Source organism: Gordonia otitidis (assembly GCF_020735545.1).
Classification (GTDB): domain Bacteria; phylum Actinomycetota; class Actinomycetes; order Mycobacteriales; family Mycobacteriaceae; genus Gordonia; species Gordonia otitidis.
This window is the reverse complement of the sequence record NZ_CP085974.1, coordinates 3975057-3997250: the sequence shown is the minus strand read 5'-3', so window position 1 is coordinate 3997250 and position 22194 is coordinate 3975057. Positions and strand designations below refer to the sequence as shown.

Below are 22194 nucleotides of genomic sequence, written 5' to 3'. Positions count from 1 at the left end.
CTCAATATATAAGATTCAGTGAGGTCAGGCTGGAGAAGTTTCGGTTTCCGACGCGCCAGAGGGGGTCCAACGTTGACGACCGCGTCCACGATCACGAACACCAGGCGCTGGACCATGCTCGCGTGCTCGTTGATCGCTGCGATGACGACAGCGGTTGTGGTCGGCGGCGTCGCCTATCTGATTCCTGCGTTGCACACTCAGCAGGACATGTCGCTCGCCCAGGCCTCGGTGTTGGCGACCGTTCCGACGATCGGGCTCATGCTGGCGATCGTCGGGTGGGGCGCGCTGCTCGATCGCTACGGCGAGCGGACGATCCTGATGATCTCGATCTCGATCACCTTGGTCGGCACCTCCGCAGCCGCCATCGCGGCCTCCACGCACGCGTCGTACATCGTGATCGCCGTGTGTCTGTTCCTCGCCGGGCTGGGTTCCGGCGCCGCGAACGGGGCGAGCGGACGTATCGTCGTCGGTTGGTTCCCGCCCCGACTGCGTGGTACCGCGATGGGCATCCGACAGATGGCCCAACCACTGGGGATCGGCGTGTGCGCCCTCACGATGCCGGTGATCGCCGACCGACACTCCGTCGCAGCCGCATTCGCGGTGCCCGCCGTGGTGACCGCCATCGGTTTGGCAGCGGTAGTGTTCGGCGTGATCGACCCACCGAGCGCCGGCAACGGTTCGGCGGACCACGCGGCTCGTCGAAATCCCTACCGCGAGAGCTGGTTTCTGGTCAGGGTCCACGCCGTGAGTGTGCTTCTGGTGATCCCGCAACAGATGCTGTGGACCTTCGTCCCCACGTGGCTCATCGTCGCCCGGCACTGGTCGCCCGCGGCAGCAGGCATTCTGGTGACCATCACGCAGGTGATCGGCGCGCTGGGGAGAATCGCCGCCGGACGATGGTCGGATGCCTGGCTGTCGCGGATGCGGCCCATTCGCCTCATCGCGCTCGGTGCGGCGGCCGCGATGGCGCTGCTCGCCGTCACCGATTGGCTGCACACGCCGCTGGCACCCGCGTTGATGGTGGTCGCGTCGATCATCACCGTTGCCGACAACGGACTCGCCTTCACCGCCATCGCCGAATACGCGGGGCCGCAGTGGAGTGGGCGCGGTTTGGCAGTTCAGAACACCGCACAATATCTGGCGACGGCAGCGACGACGCCGTTGTTCGGCCTCCTCATCGGCGCAGCCGGTTTCCCTCTCGCCTTCCTGGTCAGCGCCGCAGCTCCAGTGGTGGCCACCCCGTTGATTCCCAGGGATCCGGCACCGCGCGAAGAACTGGTGGGTTGAGGTCGGTGTCAGCCGACCAGTCGCGTCAACGCCGCGAATGCGCCTGCGACACCGACGCGTTCACCAGCCCCGCCGCCACGGCGGCGTCGGGAACGACGACCAGGTCACGGCTTCCGTCGGACCGTGTGATCAACAAACCACTCCCGGACCGCAGGACAAGGCCGCGCACGCCGCGCAGGCGTCCGTACACACAGATGCGTTGGCCGTAGCCGCCGAAGTCCCGCAACGCGTTCACGTGTGCGACTTCGGCACGTCTGACGTCGTGCATCGGAATGGTCAGCCGCGGCCAGCCCACGACGCCTCGCACCGCCACGCCACCACGGTCGACGCTCACCCGGGCCGACCACAGGATCGCCGCAGCTGCCACGACGACGACGCACGGCAGCACGAGCCACGCGCTGCGCAGGACAACGGCAAGTGCGCCCATCGTCAGTAGCGCGACCCCGAGAACCACCAGCGATCCACTCGACGCCGACACCCTACGCTGCCACAGGAAGCGTTCTCCCACAGCAAGACTCTCAATCGGTTGTGCTCCGACCACCGGGGGCTGCGACAGGTGCGTCGGGCGCACGAGACTGGCGCTCGCGAGCGCGACCAGCAACCCGAGCACCCCCGCCAGAAGCAGCGCACCCACCGGTACGCCGACGTCGGATGTGTCGGTGCTGCCTCGTTGGGCGCCAACGGTTCCCACGAGACCGATCGTCACGAAGACGACGACACCATTGACCAGCGCGATGGCGACGCGAAGCACACGGGCCTCACGAATGAACCACCCCGACAGGCCGCCGACGAGGGCGGCAACCACTGCGACGATCACGACAGAAACCACCACGGTCCGCACGTCGGCCGTGCCGTTGACCCCGCCCGAACCCCAATGCGTGGCAACAGTTGTCGGCAACTCGGATCTCCACAGCCTCAACAGCACCACCCCGACGACGAGGACAACGACGGACGGCAGACTCCCCAGCAGGGCATACCCCGCGCGCCTCGGATGATGGGCCGACGAACCGTTCATGACATCCTCCTGGTGATCTCTCCGGACAACTCTGCGGCCCCCACGCCGAATCTGCGGGCGGTGTCGACGAGTCGGTCGAGTGCGTCTGCGAGTTCTGCGTTGCGCGGCGCGTCGCCCGAGACAACCGCTCCCCTGCCGCGGCGGAGTTCTACGAGCCCCTCATCGCGCAGTTCTTGGTATGCGCGAAGCACCGTATGGATGTTGACGTCGAGGGATGCGGCGAGGTCGCGCGCTGCCGGCAGTCGCTCACCCTGCGTCAGGTCGCCGCGCGCGATTCCGCCACGAACCGATGCGGCGATCTGGGTAAAGATCGGCGTGCGGTCTGCGGCGTCGATGCGAATGAGCACACAGCCATCCTATAGTTCTAGCTCAAATAGAACAATAGCCATCGTATTGAACAGCTACACAGACGACTCGGGCCGGAACCCGAAGGTTCCGGCCCGCGAGTTGTGGGACACTGCGCGGCTCAGAGCCGCCCGAGAATCCGCTTGCCGATCTCGCCGGTCGACAACGTTGCGCCGTCGCGGTCGAGGAGATCGTCGGCGACAGCCTTTTCCACGCGCCGCGCTTCGTCTGCGTACCCGAGATGATCGAGCAGAAGCGCCACAGACAGGATCGCGGCCGTCGGATCCGCCTTCTGCTGCCCGGCGATGTCGGGTGCGCTGCCGTGCACTGGTTCGAACATCGACGGGTTGGTGCCGGTGGCGTCGATGTTGCCCGACGCCGCGAGGCCGATCCCACCGCTGACCGCAGCAGCGATGTCGGTGATGATGTCGCCGAAGAGGTTGTCGGTGACGATCACATCGAAACGGCCCGGATCGGTCACGAGATAGATGGTGGCCGCATCGACATGGCAGTAGTCGACACTGACGTCGGGGTACTCCGCGGCAACCTGCTCGACGGTGCGGCTCCACAGCGAGCCCGCGAAGGTCAGCACATTCGTCTTGTGCACGAGCGTCAGGTGCTTCCGGCGCGCGGTCGCACGCTCGAAAGCATTACGTACCACGCGTTCGACGCCGTACCGGGTGTTGACGCTGACCTCGGTGGCGACCTCGTGCGCGGTGTCGACGCGAATGGCTCCACCGTTGCCGGTGTACGGCCCCTCGGTGCCCTCCCGGACCACGACGAAGTCGATGTCCGGATCGCCCGCGAGTGGCGACGGCACACCTGGGAAGCGGCGTGACGGACGCAGGTTGATGTGGTGATCGAGCGCGAACCGCATCTTGAGCAGCAAGCCACGCTCGAGCACACCGGACGGCACCGACGGATCGCCGATGGCGCCGAGCAGGATTGCGTCGTGCTCACGCAGCGACGCCAGATCGTCATCGGTGAGCAGTTCGCCGTTGCGATGGAAGCGGCGCGCGCCGAGGTCGTATTCGGTGACGGCGACGTCGGGGACGAGCGTCGTCAACACCTGCAGCGCTTCGGAGATGACCTCGGGCCCGATGCCGTCGCCTGCGATGACAGCGAGTTTCATGACAGATCCACCTGTTCGATCAGCGTTGCGTCGACCGCGTCCGAGATGGCCGAGACGACAGAGTCGTCGACCTTCGTGCTGACCCGGAGCAGCATGGTGGCACCGCCGCCCTCCGCGTCCTGCGACAGCGCGGCCGCGAGGATGTCGATGCCCGCGTTACCGAGCAGCGTGCCGATCTTGCCAAGCGAACCGGGCTGATCGACATAGCTGACAAGCAGATTGAGCCCTTCGGCACGGAGGTCGAAGTTGCGACCGTTGATGTTGACGATCTTCTCGACCTGACGTGGTTCGGTGATCGCACCCGACACGTTCTGCACCGAACCGTCGGCATACACGGCCTTGACGTCGACGACGCTGCGGTGGGTCGGGCTCTCGCTGTTGGTCACGACCTCACTGGTCACACCGCGCTCGGCGGCAACGGTCGGCGCGTTGACGAACGTGACCGGTTCGTCGAGGGCGGCAGAGAAGAGTCCACGCAGAGCCGACAGCCCGAGGACGTCGACGTTGCTCGAGGCGAGTTCACCGCGGACGTCGACGACGATGGACGACGGCAGTTCGGTGCTCAGCGCACCGATCATCACGCCGAGCTTGCGCGCCATCTCCAGCCACGGTGCGACCTCCTCGTCGACCGCACCGCCGGTGATGTTGACCGCGTCGGGGACGAAGTGACCGGCGAGCGCGAGGCGGACGCTCTTGGCGACGTCGGTACCCGCGCGGTCCTGCGCCTCGCTCGTGGAGGCACCGAGGTGCGGCGTCACGACGACCTGCGGCAGTTCGAACAGCGGCGAGTCGGTGCACGGCTCGGTGGCGAACACGTCGAGACCCGCGGCACGGACCTGACCGGAGGTGATCGCGTCGGCCAGCGCCTGCTCGTCGACGAGTCCGCCACGAGCGGCGTTGACGATGATCACGCCCTTCTTGGTTCGCGCCAGCTGATCCGCACCGATCAAGCCGAGTGTCTCGGGAGTCTTGGGTAGGTGGACGGTGACGAAGTCGGCACGCTCGAGCAGTTCGTCGAGGCTGACGAGCTCGATGCCGAGCTGCGCAGCGCGCGCGGGCGAGACATAGGGGTCATAAGCGATGACGTGCGTCTCGAAGGCTGCCAGGCGCGCGGCGACGAGCTGACCGATACGACCGAGCCCGACGACGCCGACCGTCTTGTCGAAGATCTCGACGCCGTTGAACGACGAGCGCTTCCACGTGTGTTCACGCAACGTTGCGTCGGCCGCGGGGATCTGGCGGGCGGCCGCCAGCATCAGCGTGACGGCATGCTCTGCGGCGGTGTGGATGTTGGAGGTCGGTGCGTTCACGACCATCACGCCGCGTGCGGTCGCTGCCGGCACGTCCACGTTGTCGAGGCCCACGCCCGCGCGCGCGATGATCTTCAGGTTCTTGCCCGCCTCGAGCACCTCTGCATCCACGGTGGTTGCGGACCGCACGAGCAACGCATCCGCATCGACCACTGCCTCGAGGAGCTTGGGGCGGTCTGGGCCGTCGACCCACCGCACCTCGACGCCATCGCCAAGGGCTTCCACCGTCGAGGGGGCCAGTTTGTCGGCGATCAGGACGACCGGACTGCCAGCTGAGGTCACAGTGAATTCTCCGTAGATCGGGTGCACAGGATTCGAGGACGTCAAAGACGTACGGCAACAGCTTAGAGGGACGCTCGACGCGCCTGAACAGCCGGTCTGCGTCGTCAAGGTGCTTACTCAGGAAACACCTGTACATTGTGATCGTCATTACGCGGCCCGACGAGCGTCATCACGGACTGGTTGCAAAGCAACCGCAGCTGGATTCCGAGTGGAGATCGACTGGGTCGCCGACCGTTACGGTGTGCATGACCCGCCGAACAGGCGGGACGAATGTTAACAAGAGTGGAGCATGTGAATGATGAGGAAGCTGACAGCAATGCTGGCTGTTCTCGCTGCGGTATTGCTGGCCGGCTGGGGGGCGGGTAGCGCCACAGCCGCCCCGGCGAAGATCTACATCGGCGGCGGCTCGGGAATCCTGGTCCTCAAGGGCGGCAACAGCGCGTCGGCGTGCACCCTCACCACGATCGGCCACGCCAAGACCGGGCAGTTGATCGGCATCACGGCCGGGCACTGCGGCAAGCCCGGACAGAAGGTCCTCTCGGAGACATTCCAGGATCGCGGCCAGGCCGGCGTCATCACCTACTCCGATCCCAAGGAAGACGTCGCGCTGATCGAGTTCGATCCGAATCGTGTCGTGCCGCTGCGATCCGTGCACGGCGTGACGATCAACAAAATCGACACCCGTCCCATCGGCTTCCCCACTGTCGCGTGCAAGCAGGGCCGCACCACCGGCAACACCTGCGGCATCTCATGGTTCTCCGACGGCGACGTCCACTTCTCCCAGATCTGCGTCATCGAGGGCGATTCCGGTAGCCCGGTCGTCGTCGGTGACCGGCTCGTCGGCATGGTCAACGCCTACTACTTCGTCGGCTGCATCGGACCGGAGACGGGAACCAACATCGGTGCGGTGCTCGACTACGTGAAAACGACCAGGTACAAGGGCTTCTCGCTGATCTGATCGGCTGATCCGAGAACCACCACAACACCCCGAGGCGGCAGTTCGCCTCGGGGTGTTGTGGTTTCGCTTGTCGGTCCGTCAGTCGGCACCGAGTGTCGTCGGCGCGCAGACACCGTCACCTTCGGGCACCTCGGGGAAGTACTCGAGATCCTCCAGCATCCAGAGTTCGGTCACTCGAGCAGTGTGGCAGAGCCGGTCGACCCACGAGCCGGAAACAACGCCGGCCCGGCTCCCTGACGGGAGCCGGGCCGGCGTTGGGCGCTTGTGACTCAGGCAGTTTCGGTGATCGGGCGATCCACCCAGCTCATCAGGTCACGCAGCTTCTTGCCGGTCACCTCGATCGGGTGCTCGGCATTCTTCTTGCGCAGCTCCTCGAGCTCCTTGTTGCCGCCCTCGACGTTGGCGACGAGCCGCTTGACGAAGGTGCCGTCCTGGATGTCGGAGAGGATGGCGCGCATGCGTTCCTTGGTGTCGGCGTCGATGACGCGCGGTCCCGACAGGTAGCCACCGAACTCGGCGGTGTCGCTCACCGAGTAGTTCATCCGCGCGATACCGCCCTCGTACATGAGGTCGACGATGAGCTTGAGCTCGTGCAGCACCTCGAAGTACGCCATCTCGGGGGCATAGCCGGCCTCGACCATGACCTCGAAGCCGGTCTTGACCAGTTCCTCGGTGCCACCGCAGAGCACAGCCTGCTCACCGAAGAGGTCGGTCTCGGTCTCTTCCTTGAAGGTGGTCTTGATGATGCCGGCACGACCACCACCGATGGCCGACGCGTAGCTCAACGCCAGCGCCTGGCCCTCACCCTTGGGGTCCTGGTCGACCGCGATCAGACACGGCACGCCCTTGCCGTCGACGAACTGACGCCGAACGAGGTGTCCCGGGCCCTTCGGCGCCACCATCGCGACCGTGACGTTCTCCGGCGCCTTGATGAGGTCGAAGTGGATGTTGAGCCCGTGACCGAAGAACAGCGCGTCGCCGTCCTTCAGGTTCGGCTCGATGTCCTCGGTGAAGATCTTGGCCTGGCTCGTGTCGGGCGCGAGCAGCATGATGACGTCGGCCCACTCTGCGGCCTCCGCGTTGGACATGACCTTGAGGCCCTGCTCTTCGGCCTTCTCACGCGACTTGGAGCCCTCACGCAGGCCGATCGCCACGTCGACGCCGGAGTCGCGCAGCGACAGCGAGTGCGCGTGCCCCTGGCTGCCGTAACCGATCACCGCGACCTTGCGGCCCTGGATGATCGACAGATCGGCATCGTCGTCATAGAACAATTCGATCGCCACAGTTGGATTCCCTTCGATATATCTCTTGGTGCCCCGGATGAAGACGGCTTCGGTGGAAGCGAACTCGTCGAACCGGGACGCTGCTGTTGTGTTGTGACAGTGATGTGAGTGCGTCAGCGATTGGCCGACATGCTCTTGGGACCCCGACCCAGCGTGACCGCACCGGACTGGGCGATCTCACGAATCCCGTACGGATCGAGCATCCGCAACAGGGCCTCCAGTTTCTCCGACGTTCCCGTCGCCTCGATGGTCAACGACTCCGGCGAGACGTCGATCACCTTGGCGCGGAACAGATTCACGACCTCGATGACCTCGCTGCGCACCGAAGCGTCGGACCGCACCTTGACCATCATCAGCTCGCGGGACACCGACGACGCCGGGTCCTGCTCGACGATCTTGATCACGTTGATCAGTTTGTTGAGCTGCTTGGTGACCTGCTCGAGCGGGAAGTCGTCGACCGACACCATGATGGTCATCCGCGAGACACCCTTCATCTCGGTCGGACCGACCGCGAGCGACTCGATGTTGAATCCACGGCGCGAGAACAGTGACGACACTCGCGCGAGGACGCCCGGTAGGTCCTCGACCAGAACGCTCAGGGTATGAGTACTCACTTGCGACCCTCCTGGCCGAGATTGGTCTGCTGGTTGACGATTTCGTGGATGTCGGCGACGTCCTCAGCCGCCGACTCGTCGTCGTCGAACAGTGGTCGGATGTCGCGGGCCGCCATGATCTCGTCGTTGCCGGTTCCCGCTGCGACCATCGGCCACACCTGGGCGTCGGCGCCGACGATGAAGTCGATGACCACCGGCCGGTCGTTGATCTCGCGCGCCTTGGCGATCACCTCGTCGACGTCGGCTTCGTTCTCGACGCGGAATGCCGCGCAGCCCAACGCTTCTGCGAGTTTGACGAAGTCCGGGATTCTGCGGGAGTGGGTCGAGAGATCGGTGTTGGAGTAGCGCTCCTCGTAGAAGAGCGTCTGCCACTGGCGCACCATGCCCAGGTTTCCGTTGTTGATCAGTGCCACCTTGATCGGGATGCCCTCGATCGCGCAGGTCGCCAACTCCTGATTGGTCATCTGGAAGCAACCGTCACCGTCGATCGCCCACACCTCGGCGTCGAGGTCGGCCATCTTGGCGCCCATGGCCGCAGGAACCGCGTACCCCATCGTGCCCAGTCCGCCCGAGTTGAGCCACGTGCGCGGCTTCTCGTAGGAGATGAACTGGGCCGCCCACATCTGGTGTTGGCCGACGCCCGCGCAGTACACGGCGTCGGGACCAGCGAGCTGCCCGATGCGCGAGATGACGAACTCCGGCGACATCGACCCGTCGGCGGGACGGTCGTAGCTGAGCGGATACGTGCGGCGGATGCGGTCCAGATACTCCCACCACGCGGTCAGATCCTGCGACGAATCGCTGGTGGCCCGCTCGTTGCGCAGGGTTTCGATCAGATCGGAGATGACCGCCTTGCAGTCCCCGACGATCGGCACGTCGGCAACTCGGTTCTTGCCGATCTCGGCCGGGTCGATGTCGGCGTGAATGACCTTCGCGCCGGGCGCGAACGAGGACAACTGCCCGGTGACGCGGTCGTCGAAACGGGCGCCGAGCGTGATCAGCAGGTCCGAACGCTGCAGCGCAGCAACAGCTCCCACGGTGCCGTGCATACCGGGCATTCCGAGGTGCTGCGGGTGCGAATCCGGGAAGGCGCCCCGCGCCATCAGTGTGGTGACGACAGGGATGCCGGTCAGCTCCGCGAGTTCGAGCAACTCCGGGGTGGCATTCGCCTTGATCACACCGCCGCCGACGTAGAGCACGGGGTTCTTGGCGGCGTTGATGAGACGTGCGGCCTCGCGGACCTGCTTGCCGTGCGGCTTGGTAACCGGGCGGTAGCCGGGCAGGTCGATCTGCGGCGGCCACGAGAAGGTGGTCTGTGCCTGCAGGATGTCCTTGGGGATGTCGACGAGGACGGCACCCGGACGGCCGCTCTCGGCGATGTGGAACGCCTCGGCGATGATCCGCGGGATGTCGACGGCGTTGCTCACGAGGAAGTTGTGCTTGGTGACCGGCATCGTGATGCCGGAGATGTCGGCCTCCTGGAACGCATCGGTACCGATGAGAGCGCGTCCCACCTGACCGGTGATCGCCACGACCGGGACCGAGTCCATCTGCGCGTCGGCGAGCGGCGTGACCAGATTGGTCGCGCCGGGCCCCGACGTCGCCATCATGACACCTGCGCGCCCGGTAACCTGCGCATAACCAGTGGCGGCGTGGCCAGCCCCCTGCTCGTGGCGAACGAGGACGTGACGCACCTTCTGCGAGTCGAGCAGCGGGTCGTAGACGGGCAGCACAGCACCGCCCGGAATTCCGAAGACGACCTCGACGCCGAGTTCTTCGAGCGACCTGACCACCGACTGTGCACCGCTGACGCGTTCGGGTGCAACGGTGTTCTGCTGCACGGCGCGGAGAGTGCCCGCCGCCGGTGACTGTTCGCGCAGCACAGTGGCTGCATTGCCATTACTCTTGGCTGCGGGCTCGGTCCTGGCGTCGGCCCCGCCGGCGGCGCGTGCTGTTGGTGCGCTCACTGCACGGTCCTCACATCTTCTGCTCGGTGTCCTGTGACGGACTGGGATTCAATTGGCTTGTGATGGCGTATGGAGATCGGGTCACCATGCCGTTGACAACAAAAAACCCCCGACAGCAAGGCTGTTCGAGGGTGGCGCGTCGATGCTGGCTGGGTCTACGAAGTGACCGGTCAGGCGACGACGCGCCGGCCGATTACTACGAGAAGATCCTTGTGCATCACGTTGTTCACGGTAGGACCGCGCCCATCGCAGAGTCAAACTACGGACACTTCAGTCCCACATCGTGAGAAAGTACTGCGTGACCGGGCGGTATCGTCCGGATGTCACAATGGGAGCGTGTCCTCCCCCTCCGACCACACGACGCACGACTCCGCCGCAGACGACTCCGCACGGCACAGCAGCCACGCGACCGCACGGGTCGACGCCACTGCGGGCGACGCTCACGCACATGTCGACGCCGAGGCTGTGCACGACGAGACGAGCGCTCCCGAGGTGGTCGAGCTCCCGCAGGTGTTCCGGGTCCAGAAGCTGGCCTACTTCACCATTCCGGCAGCGTTCATCGTGGTCATCATCCTCGCCGGCGCCTCGCTGGTGTGGCTCGGATGGACCCTGATCCTCCCTGTCCTCCTCGCCCTGTGGATCGCACGCGTGCGAACCGTCGTGACCGAGGCCGGGATCACCGCGGTCGGGACGTTCCGAACGAGACGAATCCCGTGGTCTGACATCGCCGGTCTGCAGTTCTCCAAGTGGGGGCCTGTCCGCGCTGTCCTGACCGATGATTCGACGGTGCGCCTGCCCGCACTGATGTTCCGCGATCTCCCCCGGTTGTCGGCTGCGAGCCGTGGTCGGATACCCGACCCCTATGCCGCAGCCGCTGCCGCCGAGGACTGACCCCGCGGACGCCATGGCCGACGTGCGGCGAGATCGCACGCGTGGCGTCGGTTCGCCACCCGGTGCCGGCGCGGCAACGCGTTTAGGGTCGGATCGTGCACACGCCGACGATCACGCCCCACGCCGTGAAAGAGCTCATCGATGACGGTGACCTCGCGACGCTGACGCGACTCATGCGCGACCTGCCGCCGACCGAGATCGCCTCGATCGGCAACCACCTTCCCCGTAAACAGGCGAGCATCGCCTTCCGCATGCTGCCCAAGTCGACTGCCCTCGAGGTGTTCGAGCATCTCTCACCACGGGTGCAACAGGGATTGATCGACGAGTTGGGCACCACCGAGGTCGGCGAATACTTCGCGGGTCTCGATCCCGACGATCGTGCCGAACTCCTCGACGAACTACCCACCCCCATCGCCCACGAACTGGTTGCGACGCTGCGCCGCGACGAGCGCGAGGCCACCGGCGTGGTGCTCGGATTCCCGCGCGGATCCGTCGGCAGGCGAATGAGTCCGGAGATCGTGCACGCCGTCGTCGACGACACCGCCGAGTCCGTCCTCAACCAGGTCAAAGCGGTAGGCGACCGTGTCGAGACCATCTACACCATCCCTGTCACCGAGCCCGACCGAGAACTCGCGGGGGTGGTGAGTCTGCGCGATCTACTGCTCGCCGATCCGGGCACCACGATGACCGAGCTCATGCGAAGCCCCGTGTCCGCCCGGGCAGACGACGACGCGGAACAGACCGCCCAACGCTGCGTCGAGCGGGGCATCCTCGCCACTCCCGTCGTCGACAGCGACAACAAGGTCGTCGGCGTCCTCACGCTCGACGACGCGATCGAGGTCATCGAGCAGGCCAGGGACGAGGACCAGGCGCGAGCGGGCGCCAGCGAACCCCTCGAGGAGCCCTACCTGCTGGCGTCGGTCTGGCGCATCACCCGATCACGGGTTGTGTGGTTGTTCGTCCTCGCAGTGTCGGCGATCCTCACGGTCAACGTGCTCGAGATCTTCGAGGCGACACTCGACGAGATGGTGGCTCTCGCACTGTTCATCCCGCTGCTCACCGGCATCGGCGGCAACGCCGGTTCGCAGGCCGCGGTCACGGTGACCCGCGCACTCGCCGTCGACGACGTGCGCACCCGCGACGTGGTGCGGGTGGTCTCCAAGGAATTCCGGGTGGGCCTCACCCTGGGCGCGTGTCTCGGTGTGGTCGGCTTCGCCGTGGCCTCGCTGGCCTATGACACCGGCATCGGCACGGTCATCGGCTTGACCATCGTCGCCATCTGCACCATGGCCGCGACCGTCGGCGGACTCATGCCACTGGCAGCGAAGTCCATCCACGTCGATCCTGCCGTCTTCTCGACGCCTTTCATCTCCACGTTCTGCGACGCGACCGGACTCATCATCTACTTCACCATCGCCAAAGCGGTGCTCAACCTCTGAGCCCTACCGGACGGCGGTCGGTTTTGTTCTCCCACGTCAGCGGGGAGTACCGTGGAATGTCGAGCCCGAGTCATCGCGTCGATCGGCGACGACGACCGGTTGCTCACAGCCCAGACGAACCCGGCGCGGACCCGCCGCGGTGTCAGGCGCGAATGTCTGAGATGAATATTTGCGCCGGGCGCGACGTTGACACGCACTACAACGCGCAGCGAGTCCACACGCTCCGCCTCTGTGCGGACACCGAAATGATCGAGGAATCTCCATGCCAGCCTTGAGGTCACGTACCACCACCGTCGGACGCGAGGCGTCCGGCGCTCGCGCGCTGTGGCGCGCAACCGGAATGACGGAGGATGACTTCGGCAAGCCGATCGTCGCCATCGCCAACTCGTACACGCAGTTCGTGCCGGGCCACGTTCATCTCAAGAACGTCGGAGAGATCGTCGCGGAGGCAGTGGCGGCCGCGGGCGGGGTATCCAAGGAGTTCAACACGATCGCCGTCGACGACGGAATCGCCATGGGGCACGGTGGGATGCTCTACTCGCTACCGAGCCGTGAAATCATCGCCGACTCGGTCGAATACATGGTGAACGCACACACCGCCGATGCCCTCGTCTGTATCTCCAACTGCGACAAGATCACTCCGGGAATGCTCAACGCGGCGATGCGTCTGAACATCCCGACGGTGTTCGTCTCCGGCGGACCGATGGAGGCGGGAACCTCCGTGGTCATCAACGGCGTCGTGCATCCGGGCACCGACCTCATCGACGCGATCACCGCCTCCGCCGACAGCAACGTCGGCGACGAGGAACTGCTCACCGTGGAGCGTTCGGCGTGCCCGACGTGCGGCTCGTGTTCGGGCATGTTCACCGCCAACTCGATGAACTGTCTGACAGAGGCGCTCGGGTTGTCGTTGCCGGGCAACGGATCCACCCTCGCGACCCAGGTCGCCCGCCGTGACCTGTTCACGAAGGCGGGCGAGTTGATCGTCGACATCGCCAAGCGCTACTACCACGACGACGACGAGTCGGTGCTGCCGCGCAGCGTCGCGACCCGGGAGGCCTTCGAGAACGCGATGGCGCTCGACGTCGCCATGGGCGGCTCCACCAACACGGTGTTGCACATCCTCGCTGCTGCGCAGGAGGGTGAGGTCGACTTCACCCTCAAAGACATCGACCGCATCTCGCGCAAGGTGCCCTGCGTGTCGAAGGTCGCGCCGAACTCGCCGAAGTACTACATGGAGCACGTGCACCGCGCCGGAGGTATCCCCGCGATCCTCGGCGAGCTGAATCGCGGCGGCCTACTCAACACCGATGTCCATCCGGTCCACGCCCCTTCGCTCGAGTCGTACCTGGCCGACTGGGACATCCGTAGCGGCACCGCGACCGACGCGGCGATCGAACTCTTCGACGCCGCGCCGGGCGGCGTTCGCACCACTGAGCCGTTCTCGACGTCGAATCGCTGGGAATCGTTGGACACCGACGCCGCCGACGGCTGCATCCGCGACATCGAACACGCCTACACCGTCGAAGGTGGCCTGTGTGTCCTGCACGGCAACCTCGCCGAGAACGGCGCGGTCCTCAAGACCGCCGGAGTCGACGAGTCACTGTGGCACTTCCAAGGCCCCGCGCGTGTCGTCGAGAGCCAGGAGGACGCGGTTCACGCCATCCTGTCGAAGGAACTCCAGGCTGGCGAGGTCCTGGTGATCCGCTACGAAGGTCCTGCCGGTGGGCCGGGTATGCAGGAGATGCTGCACCCGACGGCCTTCATGAAGGGCACCGGAATGGGCAAGAAGTGCGGACTGGTCACCGACGGGCGATTCTCCGGCGGATCGTCGGGACTCGTCATCGGGCACGCCTCCCCCGAGGCTGCCGCGGGCGGCGACATCGGGCTGGTCGAGAACGGCGACGAGATCCTCATCGACGTCAAGACCCGGACCCTGAAGATGCTCGTCGACGACGATGTACTCGCCGAGCGCCGCGCGAAGATGGAGGCCTCTGAGCGCCCATGGCAGCCCAGGGACCGCGACCGCAAGGTCTCGACCGCACTACGCGCCTACGCCAAGCTCGCGACGTCCGCCGATCAGGGCGCCGTCCGCAAGGTCGACTGATCGTCGTTCGGACTCGACCGGCCGAAATCGCCGGTCGAGTCCGCACTACCGGGGGTTGCCCGGTGAGCTGAACGGGTCGGTGCCGTTGCAGAAAATCCAGATCACGCACGCGACGGCGACACCGATCACCAGCCAGAGGACCGATCCCACAAACGGTCGTCGGGCCCACCCTCGCGGATAGTCCAGCGAGTAGAGGCCGGGACCGGTCAGGACGAGTGCAGCGGCCGCAGCGGCCATCATCAGCTCGAATTCGACGCCGTTCGCGCTCGCGAAGAACTCGAATCCTCCGCTCGTGGTCGTCTTGAACGCCGCTGCGAGCAACATCACCGCGAGTATCGCCGACGCGCCGATGGGCGTCAGCAGCCCCACGATCACCATCAGGCCGCCGATGGTCTCGGCGAGCGCGATACCCGCGGCCAGCGGCTTGGCCGCATCGGCTGCGAAACCGATCGCAGGGTTGGACGTATTGAGCAGCTCGTTCTGGAAACCGTCGAGTCCTGTGCCGTTCCACCAGCCGAACAGGTGCGACAAACCGTGTGCCATGACGACGGCTCCGACAGCCACACGCAGGAGTAGCAGACCGAGATCGAGCGTTCCGCGGCGAACACGGGGCGCCTGTGCGACACCGGTGGCGTGCTCATCGCCCCCTGTCGTCTCGTCTGCTGTTGTCTCGTCTGCTGTCGTCTCGCCTGCTGTCGCCGACGACGGGCCGTCCACGAGGGCCGCGCTCGGCGTCGCGCTCGAGGTGCCGACATCGCCGTCGTCAACAGCGTCGCCACGCCCGGTCTCGATGATCGCCGTGTCGTGACGCTCGGAGGCCACGGGGGCACCGGGTTCGACGACCCGCTGCGGAGTGGTCCGCGCCTGCTGGTCTCCGGCGACACCGGAACCCTCCACACGTTGTGGTGCGGGCCTGCGGCGACGTCGGTGTCCGGTGTCACCCCCTGTCCCTGCCGATGAGCTCGATGGTGCCGCGGGTTGCGGTGCCGGAGGTTGCGACGGCGACGCGGCCGGAGGGTTCGGGGTGGCCGGGAATCGACGCGTCTCCACGTCGTCCGGGTCGAGATCATCAAGCTCGTCGACGCGGGTCATTCGACGAGAGTGCTTGTCGTAGAACGCATCCCGGTCGGACGACGGGCGGCGCTGCACAGGGATGCGTCCTGTGGTCTCGTCGTAGGGACTTGCCGATTCGCCAGCGGACGCGTCGTAGGGATCGGTGCTGCCGGTCTCGGCGTTGCCTGTCGGCACGCCCTCCCTGCCCGCGGTGTCAGAGCCTGGACCATCGGAGCCCGGCGAGGTGGCCGTCGGCTCTGAGACGCCTTCGGCAGAACTTCGGTCGTCTCGTTGCGTCACACTCTCGACTGTAGATCGTCACCTCTGGACCACCCCCGAACAGCGCGCGGTGAGTCGTCGGGCATCGCCTACTGTGGTGTGCATGCGTGAGGGGCGGAGCGAGCGGCACCGGACGGCCGGTGGTCGGCGGCCGGACACCGCCGGCAGTCGACGGATGCATTGGTGGGCGCTGCTCGCGGCCACATTCGTCCTGGTTGCCGCCGCGCTCACCGGTTGCGCCGATTTCTCCTCGCAGGACCGCGACCAGGCCGCTGGGCAGTTCTCGGCCAACAACGATTCGTTCGAACAGAAGCAGAAGACCCCCTCACCCGAGCCGAGCGCACCACAGAATCCGGGGCCTCCGCCGACCGGCCCGTGCGTCGATCCCGACCCGCAGGTCATCGCGACGTGCCTCGCTTCCACCGGTGGCCTCATGCCGGGCGACGACCAGGCGACCACCACCGTCGTCGCCGAGCGAACCACGGGCAAGCTGATCACGGCCAAGCGTTACGGACCACAGCGGGCGATCGCCTCGTTCGACGTCGACGGTTCGGGCGACGGCGGTCTCGTCGACTTCGCCTTGTCGCCCACCTACAGCCAGGACCGCCTCATCTACGCGCTCGTCACCACGGCGTCGGACAACCGCGTCGTCCGCATCGCTCCCGGAGACGTCGCCAAACCCATTCTCACCGGCATTCCCAAGGGCGCCACGGGAAACATGGGAGCACTGTATTTCAGGTCCCCCACCGAACTGCTTGTCGCCACCGGCGACGCCGGTGATCCGGCATCGGCAGCCAACCCCACGTCACTCGCGGGAAAACTGCTGTCCGTGACGTCGTTCGGGTCGGGCGCCAACCCCCCACCGAAGATTCTCGCCGCTGGTTTCGGCTCGAACGTGGCGCTGTGCCACAACGACACCGGTTCGGTCTACGTCACCGACCGCACCCAGACCGAGGATCGGCTTCAGGCCGTCGGATCGGGAGCGCCGAAGGTGCTGTGGACGTGGCCCGACCGTCCCGAGGTCGCCGGCTGCGCGGTGTCATCCGGGCAGATCTTCGTGACGACCACCCGCACGCAGCAGATCCTCGCCCTCACCGAACCGACCCGCGACAAGCCGACTATCACCCCGCCGACCGTCGTGCTGGAAAAGCGCTATGGCGCACTGGGCAGGATCGTCAGCTCCACGAGCGGTGCGATGCTGTTCGCCACCGTGAACAAGGCCTCTGGTAACCCGGTCGGCACCGACGACCGTGTGGTGCGTTTCATCCCACCCGCGTCGTCGGAGAACAGGGCCTGACGGGGAGTGTGACACGCGGTCACGACGTGTCGATGCGCAGGGTGCAGACCCTCGGGGCATCTGGTGGTCAGGAGCAGGCGGCGATGACCAGTTCCTTGACGCGCGCCGGGTCGGCCTGACCGCGCGTCGCCTTCATCACGTCGCCGACGATCTTTCCGGCGGCAGCCACCTTGCCGCCCCGGATCTTGTCGGCGATGTCGGGGTTGGCCGCCAGCGCCTCGTCGACCGCCTTCTGCAGCGCCGAGTCGTCGCGCACCACCTCGAGTCCGCGGTCGGCGACGATCTGCGCGGGCTCGCCCTCGCCGTCGAGAACAGCGACAGCCACCTGCTGTGCGAGCTTCGTCGTCAGTTTTCCCTCGTCGACCAACCCGATGATCGTGGCGACCTGGGCGGGCGAGATCGACAGATCGACCAACTCGACCTCGCGGCTGTTCGCCTGCTGAGCGAGGAACGACACCCACCAGCCGCGGGCGGCCTCCGGTGCCGCCCCGGCGTCGACGGTCGCGATGATGAGGTCGACAGCGCCGACGTTGACCAGATCACGCATGACCTCGTCGGAGACGCCCCATTCGGCCTGGATCCGGGCGCGGCGTACCCACGGCAACTCGGGCAACGTACTGGCGATCTCGGCCACCCACGCCGAATCAGGTTGCACGGGAGGAAGATCCGGCTCGGGGAAGTAGCGGTAGTCCTCGGCGGTCTCCTTACGACGCCCCGCTGACGTGGTGCCGTCCGCCTCGTGGAAGTGGCGGGTCTCCTGCACCACCTCGCCACCGGATTCGAGAACCGCTGCCTGCCTGCGCATCTCGTAGGTGACCGCGACCTCGACGCTCTTGAGTGAGTTGACGTTCTTCGTCTCGGTGCGCGTGCCGAACTCGGTGGCGTCCTTGCGCATCAACGAGACGTTGGCATCGCAGCGCAGTGAGCCCTGGTCCATCCGGACGTCGGAGACGTCGAGAGACTTGAGCAGGTCACGCAATGCCGATACGTAGGCGCGCGCAACCTCCGGAGCTCGCGCACCCGCGCCGGTAACGGGCTTGGTCACGATCTCGACGAGCGGTACACCTGCGCGGTTGTAGTCGAGGAGCGAGTGGTCGGCGCCGTGGATTCGGCCGTCACCACCGACGTGCAGCGACTTGCCCGTGTCCTCCTCCATGTGCGCACGCTCGATCTCCACCCGCCAGGTCGTGCCGTCGGAGAGCACCACGTCGAGATGACCGTCGTAGGCGATCGGATCGTCGTACTGGGAGATCTGGTAGTTCTTGGGCTGGTCCGGATAGAAGTAGTTCTTGCGTGCGAACGTGCTCGACGGTCGGATCGAGCAGTTCAGCGCCAGGCCGATACGGATCGCGTACTCGATGGCCTTGGCGTTGGCCACCGGCAACGACCCCGGCAGTCCGATACACACCGAGCAGACCTGGGTGTTGGGATCTGCACCGAAGGTGGTCGGACACGCACAGAACATCTTGGTGTCGGTGCCGAGCTCGACGTGCACCTCGAGCCCCAGAACGGGATCGAACTCGTCGATGACCTGGTCGTAGTCCATCAGTTCGGCGGTCGCGGCAGTCATGGCACCCAGTTTATGCGTGCGCGCATCGACGGGTCGGTCGGGTCGTCAGCCGAAGATGACCCGCATCTCCTGATACTGCGCGGCGGGCACCTGCTTGTGGTTGGCCAGAGCTTCGTCGAACGTGGTGCGTTCGATCTCCGTCCCACGCAGCACGACCATCTGCCCCCAACCCTTGTCGGCGACGAGGTCGGTGGTGGCCATACCGAGTCTGGTGGCCAGTACCCGGTCGAAAGCGGTCGGAACGCCGCCGCGTTGCACGTGGCCGAGGACGGTCGCGCGAGTCTCGATTCCGGTGCGTTCCTCGATCATCGGTGCGAGGACCTCGGCGATGCCGCCGAGTCGGGGACGGTTGAATCCGTCGAGTCCCTTGGTCGAGTGCGCGGTCTCCATATCGGGCAGCTTGAAGCCCTCCGCAACGACGACCATCGGCGAGCGGCCGCGATTCTTGACGCTCGTGACCCACGCGCAGATCTGATTCAGGCTCTCGGGGTGCTCGGGAATCAGGATCGCGTGCGCACCACCCGCGATGCCCGAATGCAACGCGATCCAACCCGCGTGACGGCCCATCACCTCGAGCACCATGCAGCGCTTGTGCGAGTTGCCCGTGGTGCGCAGACGATCGATGGATTCCGTGGCGATCTCGACAGCGGTGTTGAAGCCGAACGTGTAATCGGTGGCGGCGATGTCGTTGTCGATCGTCTTGGGGACACCGACGATGTTGATGCCGTCCTCGTAGAGGCGCTGCGAGGCGGCAGCGGTGCCGTCGCCACCGATCGCGATGACACCGTCGATCTCGAGATTCTTGAGTACCTTCTTGATGTTCTCTGCGCCGCCGTCGGGTTCGGAATACGGACCGAACCGACTGGTACCGAGGATCGTTCCGCCCTCGTGGCTCAGGCCGCGGACGCGTGTGCGAGAGAGCTCGATGATGTCGCCGTACACCAGCCCGTACCAACCGTCACGGAAGCCGACGAACTCCTGTCCGTACACAGTTTCGCCCTTGAGGACCGCGCCACGGATCACCGCATTGAGACCCGGGCAATCGCCTCCGGAGGTGAGGATGCCGTATCTCTTCGCCATGTGTCTTCTTGCCTTCCGCCGTCCGGGTTGACGCTGTCCAATCTAGTGGGCCGCGGTGCACCGCGCCGGACGACGACGAATGCCGGCACCTCCGACGAGCCGCATCACTTCACGCCGTTCTCGTAGGCGTAGACGACCGCCTGAGCGCGATCACGCAACCCGAGTTTTCCGAGCAGTCCGCTGACGCGCGTCTTGACCGTCTGCTCGGTGACGAACAGGCCGGCGGCGATCTCGGCGTTGGACTTTCCCTCCGCCACGAGCTCGAGCACCTCACGCTCGCGCGGTGTGAGCGAGCCGAGCTCGGAGGAGGTGGCCCGGCGCTCGCGTCGAGCGGTCACCTCCGCGATGAGTCGTCGGGTGATCGACGGCGCGAGCAACGCGTCACCCGCGGCGACGACGCGTACCGCCCGGACGAGTTCGTCGGCGGGCGCATCCTTGAGCAGAAAGCCCGACGCCCCGATGCGCAGCGCCTCGTAGACATAGTCGTCGATGTCGAAGGTGGTCAGCATCAGGACTCGCGTATCCCCCGCTGCGCCGTTGGCCGGGTTACCCGCGCCCGCATCGGATTCGGTGTTCCTCTGTCCCTTGGGTCGACCGGCGAGAATCCTTTTCGCTGCCCACAGTCCGTCCCGCTTCGGCATCCGAACGTCCATGAGCACGACGTCGGGAGTCACCCGCGCGCACAGTTCGACGGCCTGGACACCGTCCGCGGCGTCGCCGAGCACCGAGAAATCGGGTTGCGCGGCGAGCAACGCCGAGAAGCCCTGTCGGACCATCGCCTGGTCGTCGACGATGACAAGCGTGATCGGCATTGGGTGCACGCTACCGTTCGGCGCCCGACGACCCGATCGCGGGCTTGCGCTCCTCTGATGGCGGCGCGATCAGCTCGCCCCCGGACCGGTACAGGGCGGTGTCGGCGGATGCGAACGCGGCGGGAAGCCACGCCCGCACGGCGAATCCACCGTCGGGTGTGTGACTCGTGACGAGCGCACCGCCGACACTGCGCGCCCGGTCGACCATGCCGGGTATCCCCGCGCCGTTGCCCGCCAAACCCAGTGGGGGCTCAGTGCCGATCCCGTTAACCACCGCGAGTTCGAGCTGACCGACAGCCCCGTCACGGAGCCAGATGTCGACGCGTGCGCCAGGTGCGTGCCGGGTCGCGTTGGCCAGCGACTCCTGGACGATCCGGTAGACCGCGAGACCCGACGCCTCGCCGACGTCGACCGCCGACGCGCTGTTGTGCAACCGCACATCGGCTCCCGCCCGACGTGTCGCTTCGACCAACGATTCGATGTGTTCGAGTCCGGGATTCGGTGTGGTCCTGGTTCCACCGTCGGACTCGCGCAGCACACCCAGCAGCTGCCGTACCTCGTCGAGCGAGGTACGCGCAGCGGTCGCGATCGCGTCGAATTCGGCTGCGACATCGTCGCCGACATCGGGGAGTCGATACCGCGCCGTCTGGGCCATCACCACCACCATCGACATTCTGTGCGCGACGACGTCGTGCAGGTCGCGGGCGATGCGTGCGCGCTCCTGCAGTACCGCGGTCTCGGACTCCGCGGCTCTGGTCTCCTGTGTGCGCTGGGCGAGCTGCACACGTGACGCCAGGAGGCCGCGCAGCAGCGCGATCACGATCGCACCGAAGGTCAGCCCGAAGATCCAACCGGGCCGATATGGCTCTGGCGCCGCATTCACCACGACAAGTGTCGACGCCAGCCAGATCACCGGTAACCATCGCAGCGGACTTCGCACGGCGGCCATGAACGAGAGCACGAGCAACGCGATGATGTGCGTCACCTGGATCGACCACTGCCAGCCGTGTGCTGTCGGGACAACCGCACCGATCACCATCGCGGCGATGAGCGAAACAACCCATCCGACAACGGGAGCCGACCACCCGAGTGCAACCGGCCAGGCGATGGCGGCCGCCGTGGCCGGCATCGCGTACGCCGGGATGTCGTGGGTCAGACTCGACGTCGGCCACGCCACGGCGAACAGCACGATCGCGAACAGCAGGAAGAACAGATTCATGCGGGACGCGAAGTAGCGTCGCAGATCAGGATCCGACAGCGCAGGAATGGCACGCACCTCGTCGACGAAGGCGGTACCGGCCCTGCACATCCCGGTCCGTACGCGTTGGAACATCTGATCACCTCGCCGTCCACCGTATGCGAGCGATTCCGACATGTCCTCATACCCGAGAGGGAGATCGAACTCGCTCTCTGGTTGGAGGTCCGACCCCCTGAACGACGCGAATGTGCTGTGTCGTAACCCCACTCGCGACC

At 66.1% G+C, this 22194-nt stretch carries 18 protein-coding genes; 6 read left to right on the top strand and 12 right to left on the bottom strand.

Annotated elements, in window-relative coordinates:
• Nucleotides 1–72 precede the first annotated feature (72 nt).
• Nucleotides 73–1287 carry an MFS transporter gene (locus LK459_RS18290; RefSeq protein ID WP_227919936.1) on the top strand — a complete coding sequence of 405 codons (1215 nt, stop codon included), beginning with the start codon at nt 73–75 and terminating at the stop codon, nt 1285–1287.
• 25 nt (nt 1288–1312) lie between these two features.
• Here LK459_RS18290 and LK459_RS18285 read toward each other — a convergent pair whose 3' ends face one another.
• From LK459_RS18285 to serA, 4 genes are all read right to left on the bottom strand, one after another.
• A complete protein-coding gene (locus tag LK459_RS18285; RefSeq protein WP_227919934.1) occupies nt 1313–2302 on the bottom strand; it encodes a hypothetical protein in 990 nt (329 codons plus the stop codon).
• Complete coding sequence (locus LK459_RS18280; protein WP_007238961.1) at nt 2299–2649, bottom strand: GntR family transcriptional regulator; 351 nt, start codon at nt 2647–2649, stop codon at nt 2299–2301. The genes LK459_RS18285 and LK459_RS18280 overlap by 4 nt, the downstream gene beginning before the upstream one ends.
• A gap of 119 nt (nt 2650–2768) precedes the next feature.
• Complete coding sequence (locus LK459_RS18275; protein ID WP_227919933.1) at nt 2769–3779, bottom strand: 3-isopropylmalate dehydrogenase; 1011 nt, start codon at nt 3777–3779, stop codon at nt 2769–2771.
• The gene (gene serA / locus LK459_RS18270; protein WP_227919932.1) at nt 3776–5371 is read right to left on the bottom strand and encodes a phosphoglycerate dehydrogenase; all 1596 of its coding nucleotides are present in this window, start codon (nt 5369–5371) and stop codon (nt 3776–3778) included. Before serA ends, LK459_RS18275 begins: the two co-directional genes overlap by 4 nt.
• A gap of 295 nt (nt 5372–5666) precedes the next feature.
• Here serA and LK459_RS18265 point away from each other — a divergent pair, with 295 nt between their 5' ends.
• A complete protein-coding gene (locus tag LK459_RS18265) occupies nt 5667–6329 on the top strand; it encodes a chymotrypsin family serine protease (RefSeq protein WP_039994044.1) in 663 nt (220 codons plus the stop codon).
• Nucleotides 6330–6598: 269 nt separating this feature from the next.
• Here the strand turns inward: LK459_RS18265 and ilvC are convergent, their stop codons facing one another.
• The 3 genes from ilvC to LK459_RS18250 form a co-directional block, all read right to left on the bottom strand.
• A complete protein-coding gene (gene ilvC / locus LK459_RS18260) occupies nt 6599–7612 on the bottom strand; it encodes a ketol-acid reductoisomerase (protein ID WP_007238957.1) in 1014 nt (337 codons plus the stop codon).
• A gap of 113 nt (nt 7613–7725) precedes the next feature.
• Entirely contained in the window at nt 7726–8226 is a 501-nt protein-coding gene (ilvN, locus tag LK459_RS18255; protein WP_007238956.1) for an acetolactate synthase small subunit, read from the bottom strand.
• A complete protein-coding gene (locus LK459_RS18250) occupies nt 8223–10193 on the bottom strand; it encodes an acetolactate synthase large subunit (RefSeq protein ID WP_227919930.1) in 1971 nt (656 codons plus the stop codon). Before LK459_RS18250 ends, ilvN begins: the two co-directional genes overlap by 4 nt.
• Before the next feature lie 336 nt (nt 10194–10529).
• On the opposite strand from LK459_RS18250, the gene LK459_RS18245 reads away from it, so the two are divergent.
• From LK459_RS18245 to ilvD, 3 genes are all read left to right on the top strand, one after another.
• Nucleotides 10530–11084, top strand: coding sequence for a PH domain-containing protein (locus tag LK459_RS18245; protein WP_227919928.1), 555 nt, complete (start codon nt 10530–10532; stop codon nt 11082–11084).
• Between the two features lie 95 nt (nt 11085–11179).
• Nucleotides 11180–12523: a magnesium transporter gene (gene mgtE / locus LK459_RS18240; protein WP_227919927.1), complete on the top strand. Its 1344-nt coding sequence runs from the start codon at nt 11180–11182 to the stop codon at nt 12521–12523.
• Between the two features lie 262 nt (nt 12524–12785).
• Nucleotides 12786–14630: a dihydroxy-acid dehydratase gene (ilvD, locus tag LK459_RS18235; RefSeq protein ID WP_227919926.1), complete on the top strand. Its 1845-nt coding sequence runs from the start codon at nt 12786–12788 to the stop codon at nt 14628–14630.
• 45 nt (nt 14631–14675) lie between these two features.
• On the opposite strand, the gene LK459_RS18230 is transcribed toward ilvD, so the two are convergent.
• The gene (locus LK459_RS18230; RefSeq protein WP_227923845.1) at nt 14676–15878 is read right to left on the bottom strand and encodes a DoxX family protein; all 1203 of its coding nucleotides are present in this window, start codon (nt 15876–15878) and stop codon (nt 14676–14678) included.
• A 259-nt stretch (nt 15879–16137) separates the two neighbouring features.
• On the opposite strand from LK459_RS18230, the gene LK459_RS18225 reads away from it, so the two are divergent.
• Nucleotides 16138–17259 (top strand): PQQ-dependent sugar dehydrogenase, encoded by a 1122-nt coding sequence (locus LK459_RS18225; RefSeq protein ID WP_227923844.1) that lies wholly within the window; start codon nt 16138–16140, stop codon nt 17257–17259.
• Nucleotides 17260–17326: 67 nt separating this feature from the next.
• Here the strand turns inward: LK459_RS18225 and gatB are convergent, their stop codons facing one another.
• The 4 genes from gatB to LK459_RS18205 all read right to left on the bottom strand — a co-directional run bounded on the left by gatB (nt 17327) and on the right by LK459_RS18205 (nt 22054).
• Nucleotides 17327–18829, bottom strand: a complete 1503-nt coding sequence (gatB, locus tag LK459_RS18220) for an Asp-tRNA(Asn)/Glu-tRNA(Gln) amidotransferase subunit GatB (RefSeq protein WP_227919924.1) — start codon at nt 18827–18829, stop codon at nt 17327–17329.
• 45 nt (nt 18830–18874) lie between these two features.
• Nucleotides 18875–19909: an ATP-dependent 6-phosphofructokinase gene (locus LK459_RS18215; protein ID WP_007239661.1), complete on the bottom strand. Its 1035-nt coding sequence runs from the start codon at nt 19907–19909 to the stop codon at nt 18875–18877.
• Nucleotides 19910–20013: 104 nt separating this feature from the next.
• Entirely contained in the window at nt 20014–20721 is a 708-nt protein-coding gene (locus LK459_RS18210) for a response regulator (RefSeq protein ID WP_227919923.1), read from the bottom strand.
• 10 nt (nt 20722–20731) lie between these two features.
• Nucleotides 20732–22054, bottom strand: coding sequence for a sensor histidine kinase (locus LK459_RS18205; protein WP_227919922.1), 1323 nt, complete (start codon nt 22052–22054; stop codon nt 20732–20734).
• Nucleotides 22055–22194 lie beyond the last annotated feature (140 nt).

What these genes read in the sequence shown, in the direction of transcription:
- LK459_RS18265 (WP_039994044.1), top strand. Translation starts at nt 5,667, where the DNA reads ATGATGAGGAAGCTGACAGCAATGCTGGCTGTTCTCGCTGCGGTATTG.
- LK459_RS18285 (WP_227919934.1), bottom strand. Translation starts at nt 2,302, where the DNA reads ATGAACGGTTCGTCGGCCCATCATCCGAGGCGCGCGGGGTATGCCCTG.
- LK459_RS18275 (WP_227919933.1), bottom strand. Translation starts at nt 3,779, where the DNA reads ATGAAACTCGCTGTCATCGCAGGCGACGGCATCGGGCCCGAGGTCATC.
- LK459_RS18215 (WP_007239661.1), bottom strand. Translation starts at nt 19,909, where the DNA reads ATGGCGAAGAGATACGGCATCCTCACCTCCGGAGGCGATTGCCCGGGT.
- gatB (WP_227919924.1), bottom strand. Translation starts at nt 18,829, where the DNA reads ATGACTGCCGCGACCGCCGAACTGATGGACTACGACCAGGTCATCGAC.
- LK459_RS18205 (WP_227919922.1), bottom strand. Translation starts at nt 22,054, where the DNA reads ATGTTCCAACGCGTACGGACCGGGATGTGCAGGGCCGGTACCGCCTTC.
- ilvD (WP_227919926.1), top strand. Translation starts at nt 12,786, where the DNA reads ATGCCAGCCTTGAGGTCACGTACCACCACCGTCGGACGCGAGGCGTCC.
- LK459_RS18225 (WP_227923844.1), top strand. Translation starts at nt 16,138, where the DNA reads ATGCATTGGTGGGCGCTGCTCGCGGCCACATTCGTCCTGGTTGCCGCC.
- LK459_RS18210 (WP_227919923.1), bottom strand. Translation starts at nt 20,721, where the DNA reads ATGCCGATCACGCTTGTCATCGTCGACGACCAGGCGATGGTCCGACAG.